At 59.1% G+C, this 24,580-nt stretch carries 22 protein-coding genes and 3 tRNA genes; 16 read left to right on the plus strand and 9 right to left on the minus strand.

Annotated features, from left to right (window positions below; all coding sequences use genetic code 11):
• Window positions 1–5 precede the first annotated feature (5 nt).
• Window positions 6–653 carry a YceH family protein gene (locus tag BLU76_RS19030; RefSeq protein ID WP_092145395.1) on the minus strand — a complete coding sequence of 216 codons (648 nt, stop codon included), beginning with the start codon at window positions 651–653 and terminating at the stop codon, window positions 6–8.
• A gap of 130 nt (window positions 654–783) precedes the next feature.
• Between BLU76_RS19030 and BLU76_RS19035 the strand changes: the two genes are divergently transcribed.
• Window positions 784–1,293, plus strand: a complete 510-nt coding sequence (locus BLU76_RS19035; protein ID WP_063322138.1) for a DUF1993 domain-containing protein — start codon at window positions 784–786, stop codon at window positions 1,291–1,293.
• A 217-nt stretch (window positions 1,294–1,510) separates the two neighbouring features.
• On the opposite strand, the gene sstT is transcribed toward BLU76_RS19035, so the two are convergent.
• Window positions 1,511–2,743, minus strand: coding sequence for a serine/threonine transporter SstT (gene sstT / locus BLU76_RS19040; protein ID WP_092223871.1), 1,233 nt, complete (start codon window positions 2,741–2,743; stop codon window positions 1,511–1,513).
• A 282-nt stretch (window positions 2,744–3,025) separates the two neighbouring features.
• On the opposite strand from sstT, the gene BLU76_RS19045 reads away from it, so the two are divergent.
• Window positions 3,026–4,177 carry an MFS transporter gene (locus BLU76_RS19045; protein ID WP_092145401.1) on the plus strand — a complete coding sequence of 384 codons (1,152 nt, stop codon included), beginning with the start codon at window positions 3,026–3,028 and terminating at the stop codon, window positions 4,175–4,177.
• Here the strand turns inward: BLU76_RS19045 and nhaR are convergent.
• Window positions 4,174–5,070 (minus strand): transcriptional activator NhaR, encoded by an 897-nt coding sequence (gene nhaR / locus BLU76_RS19050; RefSeq protein ID WP_092145403.1) that lies wholly within the window; start codon window positions 5,068–5,070, stop codon window positions 4,174–4,176. The two genes, BLU76_RS19045 and nhaR, sit on opposite strands and share 4 nt — an antisense overlap.
• Before the next feature lie 139 nt (window positions 5,071–5,209).
• Here nhaR and BLU76_RS19055 point away from each other — a divergent pair, with 139 nt between their 5' ends.
• Both BLU76_RS19055 and BLU76_RS19060 read left to right on the plus strand, forming a co-directional pair.
• Complete coding sequence (locus tag BLU76_RS19055; RefSeq protein WP_063322134.1) at window positions 5,210–5,461, plus strand: hypothetical protein; 252 nt, start codon at window positions 5,210–5,212, stop codon at window positions 5,459–5,461.
• Window positions 5,462–5,487: 26 nt separating this feature from the next.
• Window positions 5,488–6,237, plus strand: coding sequence for a TerC family protein (locus BLU76_RS19060; protein ID WP_063322133.1), 750 nt, complete (start codon window positions 5,488–5,490; stop codon window positions 6,235–6,237).
• Between the two features lie 71 nt (window positions 6,238–6,308).
• Here the strand turns inward: BLU76_RS19060 and BLU76_RS31570 are convergent, their stop codons facing one another.
• Window positions 6,309–6,473, minus strand: a complete 165-nt coding sequence (locus BLU76_RS31570) for a hypothetical protein (protein WP_170867309.1) — start codon at window positions 6,471–6,473, stop codon at window positions 6,309–6,311.
• Window positions 6,474–6,697: 224 nt separating this feature from the next.
• Between BLU76_RS31570 and BLU76_RS19065 the strand changes: the two genes are divergently transcribed.
• On the plus strand, window positions 6,698–7,375 hold the full coding sequence (locus tag BLU76_RS19065; RefSeq protein ID WP_092145407.1) for a hypothetical protein: 678 nt from the start codon (window positions 6,698–6,700) through the stop codon (window positions 7,373–7,375).
• 100 nt (window positions 7,376–7,475) lie between these two features.
• Window positions 7,476–7,670: a DUF6021 family protein gene (locus BLU76_RS19070; protein WP_060738326.1), complete on the plus strand. Its 195-nt coding sequence runs from the start codon at window positions 7,476–7,478 to the stop codon at window positions 7,668–7,670.
• Window positions 7,671–7,681: 11 nt separating this feature from the next.
• Here BLU76_RS19070 and pbpG read toward each other — a convergent pair whose 3' ends face one another.
• The gene (pbpG, locus tag BLU76_RS19075) at window positions 7,682–8,620 is read right to left on the minus strand and encodes a D-alanyl-D-alanine endopeptidase (RefSeq protein ID WP_072346585.1); all 939 of its coding nucleotides are present in this window, start codon (window positions 8,618–8,620) and stop codon (window positions 7,682–7,684) included.
• Between the two features lie 314 nt (window positions 8,621–8,934).
• Window positions 8,935–9,789 carry a bifunctional methylenetetrahydrofolate dehydrogenase/methenyltetrahydrofolate cyclohydrolase FolD gene (gene folD / locus BLU76_RS19080; RefSeq protein WP_003199858.1) on the minus strand — a complete coding sequence of 285 codons (855 nt, stop codon included), beginning with the start codon at window positions 9,787–9,789 and terminating at the stop codon, window positions 8,935–8,937.
• Window positions 9,790–10,070: 281 nt separating this feature from the next.
• On the opposite strand from folD, the gene BLU76_RS19085 reads away from it, so the two are divergent.
• The 10 genes from BLU76_RS19085 to BLU76_RS19135 all read left to right on the plus strand — a co-directional run bounded on the left by BLU76_RS19085 (window position 10,071) and on the right by BLU76_RS19135 (window position 20,610).
• A tRNA-Arg gene (locus BLU76_RS19085) sits at window positions 10,071–10,147 on the plus strand.
• A 41-nt stretch (window positions 10,148–10,188) separates the two neighbouring features.
• A tRNA-His gene (locus BLU76_RS19090) sits at window positions 10,189–10,264 on the plus strand.
• 58 nt (window positions 10,265–10,322) lie between these two features.
• Window positions 10,323–10,407 (plus strand) — tRNA-Leu (locus BLU76_RS19095).
• Window positions 10,408–10,829: 422 nt separating this feature from the next.
• On the plus strand, window positions 10,830–12,140 hold the full coding sequence (gene tig, locus BLU76_RS19100; protein WP_063322130.1) for a trigger factor: 1,311 nt from the start codon (window positions 10,830–10,832) through the stop codon (window positions 12,138–12,140).
• A gap of 93 nt (window positions 12,141–12,233) precedes the next feature.
• Window positions 12,234–12,875, plus strand: a complete 642-nt coding sequence (clpP, locus tag BLU76_RS19105; RefSeq protein WP_003183177.1) for an ATP-dependent Clp endopeptidase proteolytic subunit ClpP — start codon at window positions 12,234–12,236, stop codon at window positions 12,873–12,875.
• A 107-nt stretch (window positions 12,876–12,982) separates the two neighbouring features.
• The gene (gene clpX / locus BLU76_RS19110; protein WP_063322129.1) at window positions 12,983–14,266 is read left to right on the plus strand and encodes an ATP-dependent Clp protease ATP-binding subunit ClpX; all 1,284 of its coding nucleotides are present in this window, start codon (window positions 12,983–12,985) and stop codon (window positions 14,264–14,266) included.
• 161 nt (window positions 14,267–14,427) lie between these two features.
• Complete coding sequence (gene lon, locus BLU76_RS19115) at window positions 14,428–16,824, plus strand: endopeptidase La (RefSeq protein ID WP_057448844.1); 2,397 nt, start codon at window positions 14,428–14,430, stop codon at window positions 16,822–16,824.
• Window positions 16,825–16,972: 148 nt separating this feature from the next.
• A complete protein-coding gene (locus BLU76_RS19120) occupies window positions 16,973–17,245 on the plus strand; it encodes an HU family DNA-binding protein (protein ID WP_002552737.1) in 273 nt (90 codons plus the stop codon).
• A gap of 224 nt (window positions 17,246–17,469) precedes the next feature.
• Window positions 17,470–19,341 carry a SurA N-terminal domain-containing protein gene (locus BLU76_RS19130; protein WP_092145413.1) on the plus strand — a complete coding sequence of 624 codons (1,872 nt, stop codon included), beginning with the start codon at window positions 17,470–17,472 and terminating at the stop codon, window positions 19,339–19,341.
• Window positions 19,342–19,716: 375 nt separating this feature from the next.
• The gene (locus BLU76_RS19135) at window positions 19,717–20,610 is read left to right on the plus strand and encodes a DUF2242 domain-containing protein (RefSeq protein WP_092223873.1); all 894 of its coding nucleotides are present in this window, start codon (window positions 19,717–19,719) and stop codon (window positions 20,608–20,610) included.
• A 303-nt stretch (window positions 20,611–20,913) separates the two neighbouring features.
• Here the strand turns inward: BLU76_RS19135 and BLU76_RS19140 are convergent, their stop codons facing one another.
• The 3 genes from BLU76_RS19140 to BLU76_RS19150 form a co-directional block, all read right to left on the minus strand.
• Entirely contained in the window at window positions 20,914–21,951 is a 1,038-nt protein-coding gene (locus BLU76_RS19140; protein WP_092145417.1) for an AraC family transcriptional regulator, read from the minus strand.
• Window positions 21,952–21,953: 2 nt separating this feature from the next.
• Window positions 21,954–23,084 carry a carbon-nitrogen hydrolase family protein gene (locus tag BLU76_RS19145; protein ID WP_092145419.1) on the minus strand — a complete coding sequence of 377 codons (1,131 nt, stop codon included), beginning with the start codon at window positions 23,082–23,084 and terminating at the stop codon, window positions 21,954–21,956.
• A 172-nt stretch (window positions 23,085–23,256) separates the two neighbouring features.
• Entirely contained in the window at window positions 23,257–24,474 is a 1,218-nt protein-coding gene (locus BLU76_RS19150; RefSeq protein WP_092223875.1) for a DUF3422 domain-containing protein, read from the minus strand.
• Between the last annotated feature and the right edge of the window lie 106 nt (window positions 24,475–24,580).

Consider the following 24,580-nt stretch of genomic DNA (forward strand, 5'->3'; position numbering starts at 1 on the left):
CACTGCTATTCCAGCCGCGACAGGCGTTCTTCCAGGGCTGCGATCCGGGCTTCGAGTTCTTCGATGCGCTCCAGCGAGACAGCGCCACCGGCTCCACGCTCCAATGGGTGCTGGCGGGCGGCGAGAATCGCTTCGATGTCCGCCGGATCGCCCATGGCGTGCACATAGCGGTCTTCGCGCTGGCCGGCCTGGCGTGGCACCAGCAGCGCCAGTCCCCGGGCGATCAGGCGCTCAAGCTGGTGCACCACTTGTTCGGCGTCTTCGAAGTCGTGCATCCGACCGCTGCGGGTCAGTAGCTCATTGACTGTTTGCGGGCCACGCAGGAACAGCAGGCCCATCAGGACCACCTGGGCTGGCACCAGCTCCAGGGCTTTGTCGACCCGATGTTCCCAGCGGTCGGCGCGGCTGCCCATCACCAGTTTGGTAAAGCCGCGACCTTCCAACGCCCGCAGGCTCTGGCCGACCTGGCCCGGGTTGAGGTTCATCACCGGTTCGCGGCTGGTTTTCTGGTTGCAGGCCAGTACCAGGGCGTTGAGCGTCAGCGGGTAGGTCTCAGGGTTGGTGGCCTGTTTTTCGACCAGCGCGCCGAGGATGCGGATTTCCGTGCTATTGAGCCGTGGTTCTTCAGCCTGCTGTTGTTCTTCGATGCTCATCGCGCGTTCCCTATGCTGTGGAAGCCGCCTAGCCTAATCCTTGCGCAATAAAAGACAAGTCGTGCAACAAGCCGTGGCTATAATCGCAGCCGTTTGATTCATTCTTTCCTGCCACCTGCATGAGATTGCCATGACTATTTCCCTGTACGCCGCTTCCGTCCCGGTTTTCAAGCAGATGCTCAACGCGTTGAGCGACGTTCTGAACAAGGCCGAAGCCCACGCCACCGCGAAAAACATCGACCCGAACGCCTTCCTGCAAGCTCGCCTGTACCCGGACATGTTCCCGCTGGTGCGCCAGGTACAGATCGCGGTGGACTTCGCCAAAGGTGTGTCTGCACGCCTTGCCGAGATCGACGTGCCGAAGTATGAGGACACCGAGACCACGTTCGCCGAGCTGCAAGCCCTGATCGCCAAGGTCTTGGCCTTTATCGACGGCATCAGCCCTGCGCAGATCGATGGCAAGGAAGGCATCGAAATCGTTACCCGTCCAGGGACGCCGAAAGAGAAGCGCTTCAGCGGCCAGAATTATCTGCTGACCTACGGCCTGCCGCAGTTCTTCTTCCACGTCACCACTACTTATGCCTTGCTGCGCCACAATGGCGTGGAAGTGGGCAAGCGCGACTACATGGGCGCGTTCTAACCCGCCGGCATGAAAAAGCCCGGGACGGTGTGGGCCGTTCCCGGGCTTTTTTGTGGCTGTCACATCCTCGGCGGATATACCGCCGCTATCGCGAGCAAGCTCGCTCCCACAGGGGATCTGTTGTGTAGCGGCTATTGTGTGAGCGCCGCTGCCCTCTGTGGGAGCGCTTGCTCTGGGCGGCGATCCGACGATGACGACCGAATAGCCACCGCAGTTGTTACGCCGTACGCGCGAGCTTCTCTTCCTCACCCAGGCACGCCGCCGCTGTGAACAGCACATCCGTAGACGAATTCAACGCCGTCTCCGCCGAGTCCTGCAGGACACCGATGATGAAGCCCACCGCGACCACTTGCATGGCGATTTCGCTGGGAATGCCAAACAGGCTGCACGCCAGGGGAATCAGCAACAGCGAACCACCGGCCACCCCGGATGCGCCGCACGCGCAAATGGCCGCGACAACGCTCAGCAGCACGGCCGTTGGGATATCCACTGCGATACCCAGGGTATGCACGGCCGCCAGGGTCAGTACGGTGATGGTGATGGCGGCGCCGGCCATGTTGATGGTCGCGCCCAGGGGGATCGACACCGAATAGGTGTCTTCGTGCAGGCCCAGGCGTTTGCTCAGCTCCAGGTTCACCGGAATATTCGCCGCCGAGCTGCGCGTGAAAAATGCCGTGATACCGCTCTCGCGCAGGCAGGTGAATACCAGCGGGTAGGGGTTGCGACGCAGTTTCCAGAACACGATGAGTGGGTTGACTACCAACGCCACGAACAGCATGCAGCCGATCAGTACGGTGAGCAGGTGCAGATAACCAAGCAGCGCGCCGAAGCCGGAAGTGGCCAGCGTCGAGGCTACCAGGCCGAAGATCCCCAGTGGGGCGAAGCGAATGACCACGCGCACGATGACAGTCACGCCGTTGGACAGGTCTTCGAGCACGGTGCGGGTGGTCTGACCAGCATGACGAATGGCGATGCCCATGCCGATGGCCCAGGCCAGGATGCCGATGAAGTTACCGTCCATCAGCGCCCGGACCGGGTTATCCACCACGCTCAGCAGCAGGCTTTGCAGCACCTCGCTGATGCCCCCGGGCGCCGTGACCGCGACGTCTTGGGTCGATAGCACCAGGCTGGACGGAAACAGTGTACTGGCAACCACCGCGACCACCGCCGCGGCGAAAGTGCCCAGTAGGTAGAGGAACAGGATCGGCCGGATATGGGTTTCCTGGCCGTGCTTGTGGTTGGCGATGGATGCCATGACCAGCACGAATACCAAAATCGGTGCTACGGCCTTGAGCGCGGACACGAAGACCTTGCCGATGAATGCGGTGGACTTGGCCACGTCGGGCGCCAGCCATGCCAGGACAATACCGGCGATCAGACCGATGATGATTTGCGTCACCAGGCTGGTGCGTTTGAGGCGTTGCATAGGGGTAACGGACGAAGCTGTCATAGCGGCATCTCTGATTTTATTGTGTGCGACGGTCGACGAGTCAGGGCAACAAGCGGGCAGGCCACATGAGCGGACCGTGGGAAAGTACGGCGTTTGCAGGCCGCGGACTTTATCACAGCCGGTAACAAATCTGACGGACCTGTGACAGTCCGTCACCCTTATCCGGGTCCTGGCATGCGTTTGTAAGACGCGCGCATTCTGTTAGGCTTTGCCGTTCTCACTTTCTTACTGCCAGCGGGCCCTTGGGCTAACGCTGGTGTCGTCGTTTCGCTGGAGTTCTGCATGCTGTTACCCATTTTCCTGTTGTCGGCCGCCGGTTTTACGGTGCTGACCACGGAATTCGTCATCGTTGGCCTGTTGCCCTCTATCGCCCGCGACTTGCAGGTCAGCATCCCCCAGGCCGGCCTACTGGTGACGTTGTTCGCGTTTACGGTGGCGGCGTTCGGGCCTTTCCTGACGGCCTGGTTCGCCCGCTTTGAGCGGCGCAAGTTGTTTATCAGCGTGCTGGTGATGTTCGGTCTGGCCAACATGCTCGCCGCCGTTGCCCCCAACATCTGGGTGATGGCCGTTGCCCGGTTGATCCCGGCCCTGGGCCTGCCGGTGTTCTGGGCGCTGGCCAGTGAAACGGCGGTGGACATTGTCGGGCCACAGTTGGCCGGGCGGGCCATCGCCCGAATCGGCTTTGGCATCGTCTGTGCCACGGTGTTCGGCATTCCCGTGGGCACGTTGATTTCCGATGCGTTTGGCTGGCGCAGTGCGTTCGCGATCCTGGCGGTCATCGCCTTCGCCAAGGCCTTGCTGCTGTTTATCTACTTGCCGAAAACCAACCTGCACCAGCATCAGGTGAGCTTTCGTTCGCAATTCAAGATCCTGCGCAGCCCGTTGATGCAAGGGCATGTGCTGTTGTCGATCCTGGTGTTCAGCGGCATGTTCACCGCCTATACCTACCTGGCGGATATCCTCGAACGCCTCGCTGGGTTCGATGGCACCCTGGTGGGCTGGTGCCTGATGGGCTTCGGCGCCGTCGGGCTGCTGGGCAATTCCCTGGGCGGTCGGGCGGTGGACCGGCATCCGTTGATCGCATCGATGGTCTTCTGCCTGTTCCTGATCGGCGGCATGGTGGCGTTGGTGCCGAGCATTCATTCGCCCCTCGCGCTGGCGGCGGCAATGGGCATCTGGGGCGTAACCCAGGCGGCCTTGTTCCTGGTCAGTCATGTGCGGCTGATGAAGGCGGCTCCGCAGGCCCCGGCCTTTGCCGCATCGTTGAACATCGCCGGGGCCAACCTGGGGATTGGCCTGGGGGCGATGGTCGGTGGCCGGGTCATCGATACCTTGGGCCTGGGCAGTGTCGGGTTTGCGGCGGCCGGGTTCATCTTCATATCGATCCTGCTGGCGTTGCTGCTGATGACCTTCAAACCTCGTGTTGCCTGCTAAGCGCTGAACAACTCGCGACGCGCGCCTTCGGCAATCGCGACGATGCCGGGGTGGCTGACCTTGCGCTCCACGGAAATGGCGTAGAAGGATTCGCTCACCGCATTGGTCTGGCCGATCACTTCTACGCCGTACTGGCGCTTGACCTCTTCGGCGATCACGCTCGGGCCGATGAAAATCCCGCTGCCTGATTGGCCGAAGGCCTGCATCAATGCGCTGTCGTCGAACTCGCCGACGATACGCGGCTGGATCTGTTGCTCGGCGAACCAGCGTTGCAAGCGACTGCGCACCACGGTTTCCGGCCCGGGAATCAGCAGTGGAGCGTCATGCAGGCCGTGGGGGAAATCCTGCCCGTAGCGTTCGGCCAGCGCGGCGGTGGCGAAAAAGCTGATCCCGCATTCTCCCAGTTTCTGGCTGTAGCCCTTGATGTCCAGGTGGGTCGGCATCGGGCTGTCGGAAATCACCAGGTCCAGACGCTGGATTGCCAAGTCCGCCAGCAACCGTTCGAGCTTGTCCTCGCGACAGGTGATGCGCAGCGGCTCACTCAACTCCATGGTCGGCGCGAGCAGCCGGTAGACGATGGATTTGGGCACCACATCCGCCACCCCGACCCGAAACAGGGTTTGCTGCTCGTTGGGCTGGGCTCGCAGCATCAATTCCAGCTCGCCACCCAACTGGAACATGTGTTCGGCGTAGGGCAAGGTCTGGCGGCCGGCCTCGGTCAGTTCCAGCTGCCGTCCGACGCGGCGAAACAGCTTGATGTTATAGGTCTGTTCGAACAGGGAAATCTGCCCGCTGATGGTCTGTGGGGTCAGGTTCAACTGCTCGCAGGCGCGCACGATGCTGCCGGTTTTAGCCACCACCCAGAAATAATGCAGTTGTCGATAGTTGAGCATGGGATCACGTTTCTTCGTAAAAACCGAAGTATAACCGCTGAAAATACGAATTTTCCTGAAGTATTCGCGTCTCTAGAATGCCTTGCCATTGGTGGGCCACTTTCGTGCTCCTTTTATTCTCCCAAGAGGCATTCATTCCATGACATACAAATCCCTGGGGCTGGCAGCCCTGCTTGTGATGTCCGTAACGACACTGGCGGGTTGTGAACAGGCTGAGAAAAGTGCCCAGCAACTGATGGGCCAGGCTGCGGAAACCGCCAAGCAGGCCATTGATGACACCCACAAGGCCGCCGAACAGGCGATCAGCGAAGCTACCGGCGGGTTGATCAGCCCGAAGAAAAAACCGGCGGACGAAGCTGACGAAACACAAACCCCGACCAAAACCATCTAACACGTCACATCAGTCAGGACTGACCCATGGATTATCTTCTACAACTCGCCGCCAGCCCCACCGCGTGGATCGCCCTGGCAACTCTGGTGGTCATGGAAATCGTGCTTGGCATCGATAACCTGATCTTCATTTCGATTCTGACCAACAAGCTGCCCGCCCAGCACCGTGCCAAGGCGCGGCGGATCGGTATCGGCATGGCGCTGATTCTGCGCCTGGGCTTGTTGAGCACCATTGCCTTCATTGTGCAGTTGACCGAACCGGTCATCGAAATCCTGGGCCAGGCGTTCTCCTGGAAAGACATGATCCTGATTGCCGGCGGCCTGTTCCTGCTGTGGAAAGCGACCACTGAAATTCACCACAGCATGGACCCTGCACCGAATGACCCCAAGTCGGCCACGTCCGGCGTGACCCTGGGCTTTGCTGCAGCAATCGGTCAGATCCTGATGTTGGACCTGGTGTTTTCCATCGACAGCATCATCACGGCTGTGGGCATGACCGAACATTTGCCGATCATGATCATCGCGGTCGTTGTGTCGGTGTTGGTGATGCTGCTGGCGGCCGAGCCGCTCGCCAAGTTCATCAATGACAACCCGACGGTGGTGATGTTGGCCCTGGGTTTCCTGATCATGATCGGCATGACGCTGATCGCCGAAGGCTTCGGTGCCCATGTGCCCAAGGGCTATATCTATGCGGCCATGGCGTTCTCGGCGGCGATCGAAGTGTTGAACATGTTGTCCCGTCGGGCCAGGGAAAGGGCGTTGGCCGACAACGCCTGATGCCAGGCAGACAGAAGCCACCCGGGTCCAGGCCCGGGTGGCTTTTTTGTTAGGGTTTGAAAAGCGAATGCTCAGTGTGCGGTGGCGTGGCGTCGCGCGGGTTTTCTGGTTTTTTCCGATTGCGCAGGTGGCGCGTGATGATGGCGCCGGGTGATCCGGAGCACACCCCACAGCATGGCCGTGGCTACGCTCAGCCAGCCGAATATCAGCATCAGAATTGTCGTGGTCAGGCTCATCTGTGCCTCCTTTTTATCCCGGTCCGGGATCACGCACCTAATACATGGACAGTCTAGTCGTCCAAGTGTTGCAGGTAATCGATCCGTGGCGCTCGGGCACGGATCGGTTCGTTCTATCGCGCTCGTAAAACTGCTGTTATGGCTATACCCAGGGCTGTGCGCGCCTTATGATCGTCGACCCAAGCCTGGCCCCGGATGCCGGGCGTCTGAACAAGAGAGTCATCATGTCGCCGGTTATTTCATCTTTTCGATCACTGGTCCTGACGCTGTCCTGCCTCGTTGCCCTGGTGGGGTGTGCGGGCAGTGTGTCGCCGCAGATACAGCGCCTGCCCGAGCGGGTGGAACTTAACAGCGTGCCGTTCTTTCGCGGCGAAATGTACCAGGGCGCCCCGCAGTCCCTGGCTGCCCTGCTGACGTTGCAAGGCACGGTGATCACGCCGGGGCTGCTGGAGAAACCGTTGCACCTGCCGGGTGGCGAAGCCGGTTTGCAACTGAATATGCAGACCCTGGCGCGTGAATACGGGTTGCTGGTGTATCCCCTCGACGCCAAGCTGCCCGCGTTGTTGGAACAGGTCGCGGCGGGCTATCCGGTGCTGGTGCGCTATATCGACGGTTCGACGTTCTGGGCCGAGCCTCGGTATGGGATTCTCGCCGGCTACAACCGTCAGAAGCAGACGGTATTGCTGCGCTCAGGCATGAACCGGCGGCAATTGATAAGCTTCAGTGCCTTCGAGTCGGCCTTCCAGAGCGCGGGTGGCTGGGCGGTGCTGGTCCAGCGACCTACGCAGCTGCCGGCCAATGTCGACTCGCAGCGGTGGCTCAAGGCGGCGGTCGAATTGGGCGGGGCAGGGCAGGAACAAGCCGCGGCGCGGGCCACCAAGACCTTGGAAGCGGCGCATTGATCGCTCACCCCGTTCGTCACTTGCCGGGCACAACCAGGCAGGTCTGAAGCTCTTATCGTCAGGGTTGGGCATTTTCCGACCGTGATTGGAGGAGGCACGCATGGCGCAGTCGAAAACACCTACGGGGCCACATTCGTCAGAGCATTCCAGCGGCGATGATTTGGGGTTCGATCCGGATTCACCGGATCTTGAGGATCCCCAGGTCGATCCGGTAGGGCCGGCCAAGGCGCCCCTGGACAAGAAGGATGAGCGCAAGCCCAAGCCCTATGATCCGCTGGGGGACTTGAAGCCATAAATAACCTGTGGTTATTGGGAGGCTTCCACCACGCCACTCTGGCGGCTCTTGAGATTCTTGGCGGCCTTGTATTGCAGGGCCACCGCTGGTACCGCGGCGCTTTTTCCGGTTTCCACCCAGCTACGAATCCGGCTGGCATCGGCGAAGTGCGTGTACTTGCCAAAGGCGTCGAGGATCACCAGCGCCATCGGGCGATTGCCCATTTTCGTCACCAGCACCAGGCAGTGACCGGCCTGGTTGGTGAAGCCAGTCTTGGTCAACTGGATATCCCAGTTAGCCTTGTGGACCAGGTGGTCGGTGTTGCGGAATCCCAGGCTGTACACAGGCTTGCGGAACGTAACGGTCTTTTCCTTGGTCGTGCTCAGTTCGCTCAGCAGCGGGTACTTGCGCGCGGCGATCAGCAGCTTGGTCAGGTCCCTGGCAGTCGAGACGTTGTGGATCGACAGGCCCGTCGGTTCGACGTAATGGGTGCTGGTCATGCCCAGCGCCTTCGCCTTGGCGTTCATGGCGGCAATGAACGCCGCATAGCCCCCCGGATAGTGGTGGGCGAGGCTGGCGGCGGCGCGGTTTTCCGAAGACATCAGGGCGATCAGCAGCACGTCCCGGCGCGACAGCTCGCTGTTGAGCTTGACCCGGGAAAACACGCCCTTCATCTCTGGGGTGTTGGCGATGGTGATGGAGATGTACTCATCCAGGTTCTGTTTGGCATCCAGCACGATCAGGCCGGTCATCAACTTGGTCACCGACGCGATGGGCACCACCACGTCCGGGTTGCTCGAATAAACGACTTTATCCGTCTGCAGGTCCAGCAACATCGCGCTGCCCGAGGCGACTTGCAGTTTGGCCGTATCCCGTGGGGCTGCGATGGTTTCCTGTGCAGCGACATTCTGCGTGATAAAACTGCCTGTGAAAGCGATGAACAGGCTGATGATCGAAAGACGGATTTTCACGCGAGTAGGCTCGATAGAGTTGAAGGTGCCGTTGAGCAACGACTTTTAAAAAAAAACGTCGCATTTTAGGAGTATGGGCGACAGCAGCGCTATATGCCTGTACCGCCAAGGCTTATGAATAAATAAAGTTTCATGGCGGGGGATTTTGGCGAAACGAATCTGAAAAATGTGTAATTTGGCGGCTAAAGTCCGTCGCCGGAAACATCTGCGGGAGCGAGCTTGCTCGCGATAGCGGTGTGTCAGTCAACTGGATGTTGGCTGGTCCATCGCTATCGCGAGCAAGCTCGCTCCCACAGGTTTTTTGTTGACGCGTATCAGCTGTGCAGCGTTTCAGCCGCGTACAACGTGTTTTCCAGCAGGCAGGCGCGGGTCATCGGGCCTACGCCGCCAGGTACCGGCGTGATCCAGCCGGCGCGGGGCAGGGCGGTCTCGTAGACCACGTCGCCCACCAGCTTGCCATCTTCCTGGCGATTGATGCCCACGTCGATGACGATGGCGCCTTCCTTGATCCACTCGCCTTTGACCAGGCCGGGTTTGCCGGCGGCCACCACCACCAGGTCCGCGCGGCCGACATGGCCAGCCAGATCCTTGGTGAAACGATGGGTCACGGTCACGGTGCAGCCGGCCAGCAGCAGCTCCATGGCCATTGGACGACCAACGATGTTGGACGCACCCACTACTACGGCGTCGAGGCCATACAGGTCCACGCCAGTGCTTTCCAGCAACGTCATGATGCCTTTCGGGGTGCAGGGACGAAGCAACGGGATGCGCTGGGCCAGGCGACCGACGTTATAAGGATGGAAGCCATCGACGTCTTTGTCCGGGCGGATACGCTCCAACAGCTTGGAGGCGTCGAGGTGTTCAGGCAGCGGCAGCTGGAGCAGAACGCCGTCGATGTTCGGGTCATCGTTCAAGCGATCGATCAGATCGGCCAACGCTTGCTGGGTGGTTTCGGAAGGCAGGTCGTAGGCCTGGGAAAGGAAGCCGACCTCTTCACAGTCTTTACGCTTGTGCGAGACATAAACCTGAGAGGCAGGATCGCTGCCGACCAGGATCACCGCAAGGCCGGGCGTGCGCAGGCCTTGCTGGCGGCGCTCGGTGACTCGTTGGGCGATCTGCTGGCGCAGGCTGGCGGCGATCGATTTGCCGTCGATAAGTTGTGCAGTCATTGCGCGTGGTTAACCATCGAGAGGGGAAAAAAAGAGAACGCATTCTCGCATGCCGGGGCGTGAGGGCAAAGGCGCTTGGTCTGCAAATTCCCCTAACCCCTTTAATTAAATGAATTTTTTTTAAAAAAGAGTTGACGACCTATCAGGCCGTCTATAACATTCGTCGCACTTGTCGGGCACAGCCTAGCACTGGTTAAGAAGGTGGAGCGGAGTTGGTTGTTTAAACTCGGCGAAACTGAAAGCACTTAGTTTGTAATCGTCCAAGAATACAGATTAAAAAGGCGCCCGTAGCTCAGCTGGATAGAGCATCCGCCTTCTAAGCGGATGGTCGCAGGTTCGAGTCCTGCCGGGTGCGCCAATTAGGCAGCTTTGGCACAAGTAAGGCAACAAGGCAATATGGTGGGCGTAGCTCAGTTGGTAGAGCACGGGATTGTGACTCCCGTTGTCGTGGGTTCGATCCCCATCGTCCACCCCATATTCTAGAAAGGCGCCAGATCTAACAATCTGGCGCCTTTGCTTTAAAAGCTTGATACGCGGATGTGGTGGAATTGGTAGACACACTGGATTTAGGTTCCAGCGCCGCAAGGTGTGAGAGTTCGAGTCTCTCCGTCCGCACCATACAAGTCGCTATTTAAATAGCAGAAAACGGCGCAGTACCTGAAAGGGGCTGCGCCGTTTTTGTTTTCAGTGGTTCTGTGTTTGGCGTCGGTACGGTTTTTTGGCGCTGCGCGTAGCGATCGGTTTTCGCGAATGTGTTTCGCGATGATGCGTGACATGTCCGTCGGTCCCCTTGTGGGGGCGGGCGTCGCGCGATCGGGCAAGCTGCTTCTATATATAGAAGCGTCGGCGCAGAGCCCTGGGCTGAATCGACTGTATTTGCAATCCGGGTGGGGCATGAGCGTTTGTCCCGTCCTAAATCCGGCGCCTGTTTCCAGCGCGTTTTCAGTAGGGTGACTTCTTGAGTTTGACCTACTAGAATGCATGCCCTTGATTCTGGGGTCGGAAACGCCCGGCCAACGTCTGTGCAACGAGGAATATCCATGCAAGTTTCTGTTGAAAATACTTCTGCTCTTGAGCGCCGCATGAGCATCACCGTGCCGGCTGAGCGCATCGAGACTCAGGTCAACAAGCGTCTGCAGCAGACTGCCCAAAAGGCCAAAATCCCAGGTTTCCGCCCAGGCAAAGTGCCAATGAGCGTGATCCGTCAGCGTTACGAAGCTGATGCGCGTCAGGAAGCCGTGGGCGACGTGATCCAGTCTTCGTTCTACGAAGCGGTCGTCGAGCAGAAGCTGAACCCGGCCGGCGCTCCGTCCGTCGAGCCTAAAGTGTTGGAAAAAGGCAAGGACCTGGAATTCGTCGCCACGTTCGAAGTGTTCCCTGAGTTCACGGTTGCCGGTTTCGAATCCATCGCCGTCGAGCGCCTGAGCGCTGACGTGTCGGATGCCGACCTGGACAAGATGCTGGACATCCTGCGCAAGCAGAACACCCGTTTCGAAGTGACTGAGCGTGCTGCCCAGAACGAAGATCAACTGAACATCGATTTCGTCGGCAAGGTCGACGGTGAAGTGTTCGCCGGCGGTTCCGCCAAGGCTACTCAGTTGGTGCTGGGCTCCGGTCGCATGATTCCTGGCTTCGAAGATGGCCTGGTTGGCGCCAAGGCCGGTGAAGAGCGCGTTCTGAACGTGACCTTCCCTGAGGACTACCAGAACCTGGACCTGGCTGGCAAAGCCGCCGAGTTCACCGTGACCGTCAACACTGTTTCCGAGCCGAAACTGCCTGAGCTGAACGAAGAGTTCTTCGCCCAGTTCGGCATCAAGGAAACCGGTCTGGAAGGTTTCCGCGCCGAAGTTCGCAAGAACATGGAGCGTGAGCTGCGCCAGGCCATCAAGTCCAAGGTCAAGAACCAGGTCATGGACGGTCTGCTGGCCTCCAACCCGATCGAAGTGCCAAAGGCTCTGCTGGATAACGAAGTGAACCGTCTGCGTGTGCAGGCTGTTCAGCAGTTCGGTGGCAACATCAAGCCGGACCAACTGCCTGCCGAATTGTTCGAAGAACAAGCCAAGCGCCGCGTCGTACTGGGCCTGATCGTCGCCGAAGTGGTCAAGCAGTTCGAGCTCAAGCCTGACGAAGCCCGCGTCCGCGAGCTGATCCAGGAAATGGCCTCGGCCTATCAAGAGCCTGAGCAAGTCGTGTCCTGGTACTACAAGAACGACCAGCAACTGAACGAAGTCCGTTCGGTTGTGCTGGAAGAACAAGTTGTGGATACTGTTCTGCAGAAAGCTAGCGTGACCGATAAAGCGGTCTCTTACGAAGAAGCGGTCAAGCCGGTGGAAGCTCCACAAGCCGATTGATGGTTCTGCGGTAAGAAATAAACACCCATAAGCCAGCCTTCGCGCTGGCTTATGCGTATTCAAGACATAACTATTTGGGAGTGACTGCGAGACATGTCCCGCAATTCTTTTTATCAGCAGAGCTCTGACATCCAGGCCGCAGGCGGCCTGGTCCCGATGGTTATCGAGCAGTCCGCCCGCGGCGAACGTGCCTATGACATCTACTCGCGTCTGCTCAAGGAACGCGTCATCTTCCTGATCGGCCCCGTTGAAGACTACATGGCCAACCTGGTCGCGGCGCAGCTGTTGTTCCTTGAAGCGGAAAACCCGGACAAGGATATCCATCTGTACATCAACTCACCTGGCGGTTCGGTGACTGCGGGCATGTCGATCTACGACACCATGCAGTTCATCAAGCCTGACGTTTCCACCATCTGCATCGGCCAGGCCTGCAGCATGGGTGCTTTCCTGCTCGCCGGCGGCGCAGCGGGCAAGCGTCACTGCCTGCCTAACTCGCGGATGATGATTCACCAGCCATTGGGCGGCTTCCAGGGCCAGGCGTCGGATATCGACATCCATGCCAAGGAAATCCTCCACATTCGTTCGCGCCTGAACTCGTTGCTGGCCCATCATACCGGCCAAAGCCTCGAAACCATTGAGCGTGACACCGAGCGTGACAACTTCATGAGCGCCGAGCGTGCGGCCGAATATGGCCTGATCGACTCCGTGATCAACAAGCGTCAAATGCCTGCCTAAGCCGCTCAATATGCAGGTGGTTGGGATGACCGGCCGCCTGCGGGCTTGAAAAAGCCCGCAATTGCCTTCATCTTGTGTTGCAAGCCTATCGGATTTGGATCGATCGAATGACTGACACCCGCAACGGCGAGGACAACGGCAAACTGCTTTATTGCTCCTTCTGTGGCAAAAGCCAGCATGAAGTGCGCAAATTGATTGCCGGCCCCTCGGTCTTCATTTGCGACGAGTGCGTCGACCTGTGCAATGACATCATCCGCGAGGAGGTGCAGGAAGCCCAGGCCGAGAGCAGCGCGCATAAATTGCCTTCGCCTAAAGAAATCAGCGGCATCCTTGATCAGTATGTGATTGGTCAGGAACGTGCGAAAAAAGTACTGGCCGTAGCGGTGTACAACCACTACAAGCGCCTGAACCAGCGTGACAAGAAGAATGACGAGGTCGAACTCGGCAAGAGCAACATCCTGCTGATCGGCCCGACAGGCTCGGGTAAGACCCTGCTTGCCGAAACCCTGGCCCGCTTGCTGAACGTTCCGTTCACCATCGCCGACGCAACCACCCTCACCGAGGCGGGTTATGTAGGTGAAGACGTCGAGAACATCATTCAGAAGCTGTTGCAGAAGTGCGACTACGATGTGGAAAAGGCCCAGATGGGCATTGTCTATATCGACGAAATCGACAAGATTTCACGCAAGTCCGACAACCCGTCCATCACCCGGGATGTTTCCGGTGAGGGCGTGCAGCAGGCCTTGCTCAAGTTGATCGAAGGTACGGTCGCTTCCGTTCCACCCCAAGGTGGCCGCAAGCATCCGCAGCAGGAATTCCTGCAAGTCGACACCCGTAACATCCTGTTCATCTGCGGTGGTGCGTTCTCCGGCCTGGAAAAGGTTATTCAAAACCGTTCCACCCGTGGCGGCATTGGTTTCAACGCCGAAGTGCGAAGCAAGGAAGAGGGCAAGAAGGTCGGTGAGTCCCTGCGTGAAGTCGAACCTGACGATTTGGTCAAGTTCGGTCTGATCCCGGAATTCGTCGGTCGTCTGCCGGTCCTGGCGACGCTGGACGAGTTGGATGAAGCTGCGTTGATGCAGATCCTGACCGAGCCGAAAAACGCCCTGACCAAGCAGTATGCCAAGCTGTTCGAAATGGAAGGTGTAGACCTGGAGTTCCGTTCCGACGCGCTGAAATCGGTCGCAAAACGTGCCCTGGAACGCAAGACCGGTGCGCGTGGATTGCGCTCGATCCTCGAAGGCGTATTGCTCGACACGATGTACGAGATCCCCTCGCAGTCAGAGGTGAGTAAAGTCGTGATCGATGAAAGCGTCATAGAAGGCAAGTCCAAGCCATTGTATATCTATGAAAACAATGAGCCGGCTGCCAAGGCCGCACCGGACGCTTAAGCGTCCCGCTGCCGGAACAAAGAAGGGGCCTTCGGGCCCCTTTGCTTTTTGCGCGTTTTAGACGTGTCTTAGCGCTTGTTTTTTTTCGAGGCTGCCCCCATCTTGGTTTCAAGCTTACTTCCATCTGTTTCCGGCCCGAGGGCCGCCGTAGAGGCGAAATCATGAAGACAACCATCGAATTGCCTCTCCTGCCATTGCGCGATGTCGTGGTGTATCCGCACATGGTTATCCCGCTGTTCGTGGGGCGCGAGAAGTCCATCGAAGCCCTTGAGGCTGCGATGACGGGTGACAAGCAGATTCTTCTGCTGGCTCAGAGAAATCCTGCCGACGATGATCCCGGCGAAGACGCACTGTATCGCGTAGGTACGATTGCAACGGTTCTGCAATTGCTCAAGCTGCCCGACGGCACCGTCAAGGTCCTGGTCGAAGGCGAGCAGCGTGGTGCTATCGAGCGTTTCAGCGAAGTGGACGGCCATTGCCGGGCCGAGGTGTCGCTGATCGAAGAGGTCGATGCGCCCGAGCGTGAATCAGAAGTGTTTGTCCGCAGCCTGCTGTCGCAGTTCGAACAATACGTGCAACTGGGCAAGAAGGTGCCTGCAGAGGTCCTGTCGTCGCTTAACAGCATCGATGAGCCTGGGCGATTGGTCGATACGATGGCGGCCCACATGGCCCTCAAAATCGAGCAGAAGCAGGAAATTCTCGAAATCATTGATTTGTCGGCCCGTGTCGAACACGTGCTGGCACTGCTCGACGGCGAAATCGATCTGTTGCAGGTCGAGAAACGCATTCGCGGTCGCGTCAAGAAGCAGATGGAGCGCAGCCAGCGCGAGTACTACCTGAATGAGCAGATGAAGGCCATCCAGAAAGAGCTGGGCGATGGCGACGAAGGTCACAACGAAATCGAGGAGCTGAAAAAGCGCATCGATGCTGCCGGCTTGCCCAAGGATGCACTGGCTAAGGCCCAGGCCGAGCTGAACAAGCTCAAGCAAATGTCGCCGATGTCTGCCGAGGCCACCGTCGTGCGCTCCTACATCGACTGGTTGGTCCAGGTGCCGTGGAAAGCCCAGAGCAAGGTGCGTCTGGACCTGGCGCGTGCCGAAGACATCCTCGACGCCGATCATTACGGCCTGGAAGAGGTCAAGGAACGCATCCTGGAATACCTCGCCGTGCAGAAGCGCGTGAAGAAGATCCGTGGCCCGGTCCTGTGCCTGGTTGGTCCTCCAGGGGTCGGTAAAACCTCCCTTGCGGAGTCGATTGCCCACGCCACCAACCGCAAATTTGTACGCATGGCCCTTGGCGGCGTGCGCGATGAGGCGGAAATTCGGGGCCATCGCCGTACCTACATCGGTTCGATGCCAGGAAGATTGATTCAAAAGATGACAAAGGTCGGCGTGCGCAATCCGCTGTTCCTTTTGGACGAAATCGACAAGATGGGTAGCGACATGCGCGGCGATCCAGCCTCTGCGTTGCTCGAAGTCCTCGATCCTGAGCAGAATCACAACTTCAACGATCACTACCTGGAGGTCGATTACGACCTGTCGGACGTGATGTTCCTTTGCACCTCCAACTCCATGAACATTCCGCCAGCGTTGCTGGACCGGATGGAGGTGATTCGTCTGCCGGGTTACACCGAGGACGAGAAGATCAACATCGCCGTGAAATACCTTTCGCCCAAGCAGATCCAGGCCAACGGCCTGAAAAAAGGCGAGCTGGAATTCGACGAGGAAGCGATTCGCGACATCATCCGCTACTACACCCGCGAAGCCGGTGTGCGTGGCCTGGAACGGCAGATTGCCAAGGTTTGCCGCAAGGCGGTCAAGGAACATGCGCTGGAAAAACGCTTCGCGGTCAAGGTCACTGCGGACCTGCTGGAGCACTTCCTGGGCGTACGCAAGTTCCGCTATGGCCTTGCCGAGCAACAGGACCAGATCGGCCAGGTGACTGGCTTGGCCTGGACCCAGGTCGGTGGTGAGTTGCTGACCATCGAAGCCGCCGTGGTGCCGGGCAAGGGGCAACTGATCAAGACCGGTTCCCTGGGCGACGTGATGGTCGAATCGATCACCGCTGCGCTGACGGTGGTTCGCAGTCGCGCCCGGAGCCTGGGTATTCCCCTGGACTTCCATGAGAAGCGCGATACGCATATCCACATGCCTGAAGGGGCTACGCCCAAGGACGGCCCAAGCGCTGGTGTAGGCATGTGCACGGCCCTGGTTTCGGCATTGACCGGTATTCCGGTGCGCGCCGACGTCGCCATGACGGGTGAAATCACGTTGCGTGGCCAGGTCCTGGCGATTGGCGGCCTGAAGGAAAAACTGCTGGCGGCACACCGTGGCGGGATCAAGATCGTGATCATTCCCGAAGAGAATGTCCGCGACCTGAAGGAAATTCCTGACAACATCAAGCAAGATCTTCAGATCAAACCCGTTAAATGGATTGACGAGGTCCTGCAAATTGCGCTGCAATACGCGCCGGAGCCCTTGCCGGATGTGGCTCCGGAGATTGTCGCGAAGGAAGAAAAGCGAGAGTCTGACTCTAAGGAAAGAATTAGCACGCATTAATACGCATTTGCCTGGGGGGCTTCCTTGACAGTTTTTTAGAGCCCTTGTTATAAAGCGGCTCTTAAGTGTCTGCAGGCCATTCAGCACTCGTTTTTGCTTTCACCAAAAAAACTTAGAATCATCTCAAATAGATATAAGGGGACTTAGAGTGAACAAGTCGGAACTGATTGATGCTATCGCTGCATCCGCTGATATCCCGAAAGCTGCTGCTGGCCGTGCGCTGGACGCTGTAATCGAATCCGTCACTGGCGCTCTGAAGGCTGGCGACTCCGTTGTTCTGGTTGGTTTCGGTACCTTCTCCGTGACCGATCGTCCTGCTCGTATCGGTCGCAACCCGCAGACCGGTAAGACGCTGGAAATCGCTGCTGCCAAAAAGCCAGGCTTCAAAGCTGGTAAAGCACTGAAAGAAGCCGTTAACTAAGGTTTCGTTGAGTTTATCCGGGTCGGGGTCATGCCTGGCTTGGCAGCGGAGCGGTAATACGGCCGGTTGCAACCGGTCTGGCACACCAGGGCTTGCAGGTTAGAGCCCGGTCCGCTCCGCCAGTTACGAGAAGGCGCATCCTCGGATGCGCCTTTCTTCTATCCGGATTCTACCCACGCTCCACGGTTGCCTAAATTTGAAGTTCAACCGTTTCTGGGGGACGCATGCTGCAGAATATCAGGGACAATTCACAAGGCTGGATTGCCAAGACCATCATCGGGGTCATCGTCGCATTGATGGCGTTGACCGGTTTCGATGCCATTTTTCAAGCCACCACCAACAGCAATGACGCGGCCAAGGTCAACGGCGAAAAAATCAGCCAGAACGAGCTGAGCCAGGCGGTCGACATGCAACGCCGTCAGCTCATGCAACAGCTGGGCAAGGATTTCGACGCCTCCCTGCTGGACGAAAAAATGCTGCGCGATTCGGCGCTCAAGGGCCTGATCGACCGCAAGTTGCTGCTGCAAGGTGCACACGATGCGAAATTCGCTTTCTCGGAAGCTGCGCTTGATCAAGTCATCCTGCAGACGCCTGAGTTCCAGGTGGATGGTAAATTCAGCGCCGAGCGTTTCGATCAGGTGATCCGCCAGCTGGGTTATAGCCGTATGCAGTTCCGCCAGATGCTGGCTCAGGAAATGCTGATCGGTCAGTTGCGCGCCGGCCTGGCGGGCAGCGGTTTCGTCACAGATGCCCAAGTGCTGGCATTTGCACGCCTGGAAAAACAGACGCGTGATTTCGCCACCTTGAACATCAAGGCCGATCCTGCGTCGGTAAAGCTGACCGACGATGAGGTCAAGGCTTACTACGACCAACACGCCAAGGAATTCATGACGCCTGACCAGGTGGTCATCGATTATCTCGAGCTGAAGAAAGCCTCTTTCTTCGATCAGGTCAGCGTCAAGGACGAAGACCTGCAAGCGGCCTATCAGAAAGAAATCGCCAACCTGTCCGAACAGCGTCGCGCTGCGCACATCCTGATCGAAGTGAACGACAAGGTGACCGAAGCCCAGGCCAAGGCGAAGATCGAAGAGATCCAGGCTCGCTTGGCCAAAGGTGAGTCGTTTGAAGCGTTGGCGAAGGAGTTTTCCCAGGACCCGGGTTCGGCGAACAACGGCGGCGATCTCGGCTATGCCGGCCCAGGTGTCTACGATCCGGAGTTCGAAAAGGCCTTGTACGCCTTGAACAAGGACCAGGTCTCGGCACCGGTCCGTACCGATTTCGGTCTGCACCTGATCAAGCTGCTGGGGGTCGAAGCGCCTGAAGTGCCGACCTTCGCCAGCCTCAAGGACAAACTGACCCGCGAGCTGAAGACTCAGCAGGTGGAGCAGCGTTTCGTGGAGGCGACCAAGCAACTGGAAGATGCCTCGTTCGAAGCGTCCGACCTGGCGCAGCCGGCCCAGGACCTGAAGCTGACCATTCATACATCGGCCCCGTTCGGTCGTGAAGGCGGTGAAGGGATTGCGGCCAATCGCGCCGTGGTCACTGCGGCGTTCAGCCCGGAAGTGCTGGATGAAGGTGCCAACAGCACCGCCATCGAACTGGACCCGGAAACCGTCGTAGTGCTGCGTGCCAAGGAGCACCGCAAGCCTGAGCAACTGCCGCTGGAAAGCGTGGCAGGGCCGATTCGTGCTCAATTGACCAAGGAACATGCCAGCGCAGCGGCCAAGACCCGCGCCGACGAGCTGATCGCCAGCCTGCGCGACGGCAAGACGGCACTGGATAAACCGGTTGACGGCCAAGGCTGGAAAGCCATCGAGGCGGCCACCCGCAACCAGGAAGGCATCGACCCGGCGGTGCTGCAAGCACTGTTCCGCATGCCTAAGCCTGAGTCCAAGGACAAACCGACGTTCACCAGTGTGACCTTGCCTGATGGCAGCCTGATGGTCGTGCGTTTGAATGGCGTGAACGAAGCAGCGGCACCGACTGACGAAGAGAAGGCGGAATATCGCCGCTACCTCGCGTCCCGTGTTGGTCAGCAGGACTTTGCGGCGTATCGCAAGCAGTTGGAGAGCCAGGCGGATATCAAGCGTTTCTAATTGCTTGAGGTTTGGCCAAGCCTGATTGTAATGCTGTTCGCTTTAGAGAAAACGGCGCTTCTCCAGAAATGGGAAGCGCCGTTTTTTTTGGCTTGGGTTTTGGATTTTGGGTGTATGTCCAAATAAACCACGTCTCTGGAAACGGAATAAAAAACTTCATTGACCGCTGAAGTGAACAGCATTAGCCCGAACCGTCAGATTTTTGTATCTGCTTGTTGCCTGGAAAGCGGGTGTTCGTCGATCTATCCGGTTGGCGTCTTTTTCCTGCAAACAACCCCCAGTAAACTTGTAACCCCCTTGAAACAAGATTAGCCACGCTGCCGAGTCGCGTTCTGTTGCACAATACGCCCCGGACCGTTTTTCTCAGGATGTTCAATGTTCAAATCATTTCCCATGCGCACCGTCGGGCTTGCACTGTTGCTGGCCGCCGCAGCCGGTTGCTCGTCGAAGAAAGCAGCCATTTACGAGCACGAGAATTTCGACGACTCCGGCACGTTCTCGCGCACTTATCCAGTGAACGACGCGGCGACCTGCGAGGCCGGGCGTCGGGCGTTGCTCAGCCAGGGCTACATCATCACCAGCAGCGATCCGAAGCTGGTCAGCGGTCACAAGAGCTTCCAGCAGACCGGCGACACCCACATGGAAATCAGCTTCAACCTGGTCTGTGCCGAAGACGGCGGTACTGGCCACCGTGCGACGATGTTCGCCAACGCCTTGCAGGACCGTTATGCCCTCAAGAAGATCAACAACTCCGCCAGCCTGGGCGTGGGCGTGTTGGGTTCGGTATCGATGCCGATCGGCTCCTCGGATGATTCGATGGTCAAGGTCGCCAGCGAAACCGTGTCGGCGTCCAAGTTCTATGAGCGCTTCTTTGCCCTGGTGGAGCTGTTCCTGCCTCCCGAGGCGAAGAAAGCGGCTGATAACGCCGAGAAACCGAAAACTGAACTGGGCATTCCGGAAACCAAGGTCGAACCGGCTGCCCTGGTGCCTGCTCCAGCGCCTGCTCCAGCGCCTGCGCCGGAGCCGGAGCCGATTGCCCCGGCGCCAGCCACCCCGGTGGAAGAGGCCGCGCCGGCCCCCGTCGAAACCACTCCCACGGTCTCGGAGCCCGTCGCACCGCCGAGCGAGCCAGCGCCGATTGCACCCGAGTCGATTGCACCCGAGTCGTTCGAGTCTGCGCCGACGACGCAAACCGTTACACCACCGCCACCACCGTCCAGCTCGTTACCGGCACCGACCGAGCCGATCCAGCCGCTTCCGTCATCCTGAGGTTCAGTGGCAGGGAGTAATGCCCAGTCACTCTTTACACAGTAATTTCCCGACCCTGTGCTACGTTTAATTCATGAAGCCTTTGCTTCATGTTTTATTCATAAAGCAGCTTTATGCTGATGCCAGCGCCATAAGGCATCGGTTTCAATGACAGGGGAAGGACACGTAATGGATGATTATCAGGAAGAGCTGCTGGAATACCAGGCGTATGAACTGGACCCGTTGGAACCCGCCGAAGATGCGACGGAGTTGTAAGGATCGCGACAAGCTACAAATGGTAAGCACCAGCCAGGTTCTTGAAGCTCAAACCCCTCGGTGACTACGACGAAACTCTCCGGGTGTCTGGTTGTTCCAGCGCTTGAAGGCTCGTTGAAATGCCTCGGCTGAGGCGAATCCCAATAGATAAGCGATTTCGCCAAACGCCAGTTCGGTATCGCGTATGTAGGTCATGGCCAGGTCGCGGCGGGTGTCGTTGAGGATGGCGCGAAACTGCGTGCCTTCCTCGGCCAGCTTGCGACGCAGGGTCCAGGTTGGCAGCTTCAGGCGAGCCGCCACTTCTTCCAGGTCGGGTTCCCGGCCGCCGTTGAGCAACGGTCCCAGCAGTTGGATGATGCGCTCGCGCAGGCTGCGGGTGCGGGTCAGTTGTTCCAGTTCCCGTTCACACAATTGAAGCAGATGGTGCCAGGTGCTGGGGCAATGCTGTGGGTTGCGCTGGGCGAGGCTGTCCAGGCCCAGTCGCAGTTGATTCTGTTCGGCGCCAAATTGGATCGGGCAGTCACCGAGCGTGCGGTAGGCCTCCACGTATGCCGGCTCCTCGAATTCGATTTCGATGCGTTCTGGCCGCAGCGCGATGCCGCTGACGCTGGACAGTTGCGCAAGCCAGCCGGCAATGATCGAGTCCACGACAAAGCGGTTGTAGGCGTTATACGGGCTGATGGAATAGAACCGTAGCCAAGCGCCTCGGGCATCTTCATGGAAACTCGATTGGCCGCGATAGTTGGAGCCGTACAGCGGCTCGAAGCGGATCATGCAGCGGGCGGCCTCGCGCACGGTGGGCGCCTGGGCCGCGGTAACGCCCGCCAGCCCGGCCTGGCTCAAGCGGCCGAGTTGGCCCATGCGCAGGCCCAAGGCTGGGTCCTGAGTTTGTTGAATCGCGGCGTGGCCCAGACGCATGTAGCGCGGGATCGACAATCGTGCCCCGGGCTCGGCCAGGCGCGCGGCATCGAGACCGTACTGTTCAAGCAGAGGTTGAGGGTCTTGCCCATGGCTGGCGACGGCGTCAGCCAAGCTATGGACAAAGCCCACAGACAGGTCGCCCAGGCGCATCGGCTGCGGTTTCATGTTCACAACCACAGGTTCAGCAGGCGGGCGCCGCGGGCGTTGCCATCGGGGAAGTGTTGGCCGTTGTGGCTGATGAAACTCTGGCCGGCGCTGCCGTTGTCCCAGAACTGGCCCCGCAGGAACACGCTGACGCCGCCCTGGGCCTGGCTGATGGGCAATTGGCCGGTCAGTGTCAGGCGATGCCAGGCTTGGCCCTCGCTCACTTCACCTGGCTTGAGGCTCACCTCGCTCGGCGTGGACAGGCCTTTATAACCGCTCCAGGGTTTGTCCCATGTGTCGCGACCGAGGATGAAGGCGGGCACCGCAATCAGTTGCGCGCCCTGGTCGTTGAGTTGCCGGTAGTGGAGCGGGTACCAACTGTCGCTGCCGATCAGCACGCCCAGGCGCCCGGCGGGGGTGTCGATGACTTGGACAGCGGTCGGGCGGTCGGCCCCAAGCACGTCGCGCTGTTCAAACACCGGATGTCGTTGGCGTTGTGGCTGGCCGATCGGCCGGCCATCGCTGCCGAACACCAGGCTGCTGTTGTACAGCGCACCGCGACCGATCTTCAGTTCACCGTCACTGACACTGGGCTCGGGAAGCACGATGGAGCCGGCCACCAGGGTGATACCGAACTCCTTGGCCAGCCCACCGAACAGCGCTTGATAGTCATGGGCCATGCGCTCGGCTTTCATGCGCAGGTGGGCATCGTCCAGTCGGCTATCGCCTTGAGCGCTGATCAATGCCTGGATAAACGCCAGCGGATTACTGATCGCCAGCCAGTTCATGGCTTCCTTCAGGCTGCTGGCCTGGTACAACTCGTCTTTTTCGCCGCCGACCATCAACCAGGTGCCGATGTGCTCGGGCAGGACCACCACGGTCTTGGCATTGAGAAAGCCCTGGTCGCGAGCCGTCTGCAGATAGGCTGCCAGTTTGCGATGCAGGCGCTCGGGGCTCTGGTAGTCGGTGGGGAACAGTTCGGGTTGGATGCCCAGCAGGTTACCGCGGTCGGCGGGTGTGCCCTGATCGACCGCCAGGCTGATGCGCAGGTCCGACAGGTAATGACCCGTCGGACGATCCGTCGTCCACAGGGCGTAGGTGATCAGGGCGGCAATCAAGGCCAGGGAAAACAGCAGGTACAGAAATTTGCGCATGGGAGAACAGTCAGCGGCCGTGTGCAGGTTCGTGATTTTTCATCAGGAGCTACGGGGCAGGGTACGGTAAAACAAGGGATTAGCGAAGGGCGGGCGCTGATTTGTACTTGCGCCAGGCCTGCGCCAAGGCGTCCATGGAATCCTTGGACACCCTCCGCGCGAGCAAGGCGCACTAATGACTTTTGGCCTTCCTGATGCGGATCAGAATCAGCAGCATGATCAACAGCACTGGTGGCGTCATGCCCAGCAGTGCCTCGCGGGCCGAGAGGCTTGCGCCCAAGGTGTGCAGCCCGCTATAGACCAGTTTGAACAGATTGATCAGGTAGTAGGTGATGGCAATGATCGACAGGCCTTCCACCGCGCGCTGGATCTTTATCTGTGCATCGGCGCGTGCATTGAGGCTGCGCAGGATCTCGGCGTTCTGATCCTCCATTTCGACCTGTACGCGTGCTTGCAACAAGTCACCCAGGTTGGCGACGCTCATGGCCAGTTGCTCGAGGCGCTGTTCGGTGGCTGCGCAATAACGCACCGTGGGTTTGAAACGCCGTTCGATGAACACGCCCAGCCGCTGGCAATCCCCCAGGTGACTTTCACGCAACTCCCCCAGGCGCTCGAACACCAGTTGGGCATAGGCGCGGGTGGCGCTGAAACGGTGGCGATTCTTGACCGTGCTGCTGACAACCTGGCGAGACAGCAGGGCGATGTCCTCCAGCAGGGCCTTGGCATGCACGCCGCTGGCATTGGCGTTGCGTTCGGACAGGCTCACCAGGGTGCGATCGAATTCGTTCAGTTGCGGGTCCAGTGCCTTGGCGGTATTGAGCGACAAGGACGCCATCATGCGATAGGTCTCGATTTCCAGCAGGCGCCGGATCATGCGGCCCTGACGATAAGCGTTGAGCCGTCGGTTGATGAACAGCAGGCGGTTGGTGCCGTCCTCGGTCAGGCGAAAATCGCTCCAGACCACCGCATCGCCACCGCCCACGCAAGAACCGCAGGGGTCCTTGAAACCGTAGCTGGGCAGGTCGAGACCGGCTTCGGCGCGCACCACCACCTGAACGGCATTGATGAGGTGCTGGGAATGGCCTTCGATACCCTGGGCAAGGCATTCGGGCAGCGTTGTCCAGTGCGGTTCGTTGGTGCTGGCGGGAACGACCAGGGTCAGGGTGAAGAACTCGGCGTGGCGCTCCCACTTGAGTGGATGGCCTTCAAGGCGGGTGATGCCTTGTGCGGCCTCTGCTGCGACGGTTTCCGGGCACAGTCGCTCGAGCAGCGCGTTGCACTGGGCATTGTCGCCAAGAAACGCCAGGTGGAAGACGTGGGCCGGCTCGTCGAAGTACAGCGACGGGCGGGCGTGCAACTCGTTGTGCAGCATTTTTCGTTGGGGATGCATGCGAGGGCGACCGTGTTATTAAGGTTATTTTAGGGTTGAGCACCTGGAACAGCGTTGATAGGACTGGTGCATTCCAGCGAGAGTCACGCGCCGCTGATCGGTGCGC

This window comes from Pseudomonas sp. NFACC08-1, from assembly GCF_900106735.1.
GTDB classification, from domain to species: domain Bacteria; phylum Pseudomonadota; class Gammaproteobacteria; order Pseudomonadales; family Pseudomonadaceae; genus Aquipseudomonas; species Aquipseudomonas fluorescens_Q.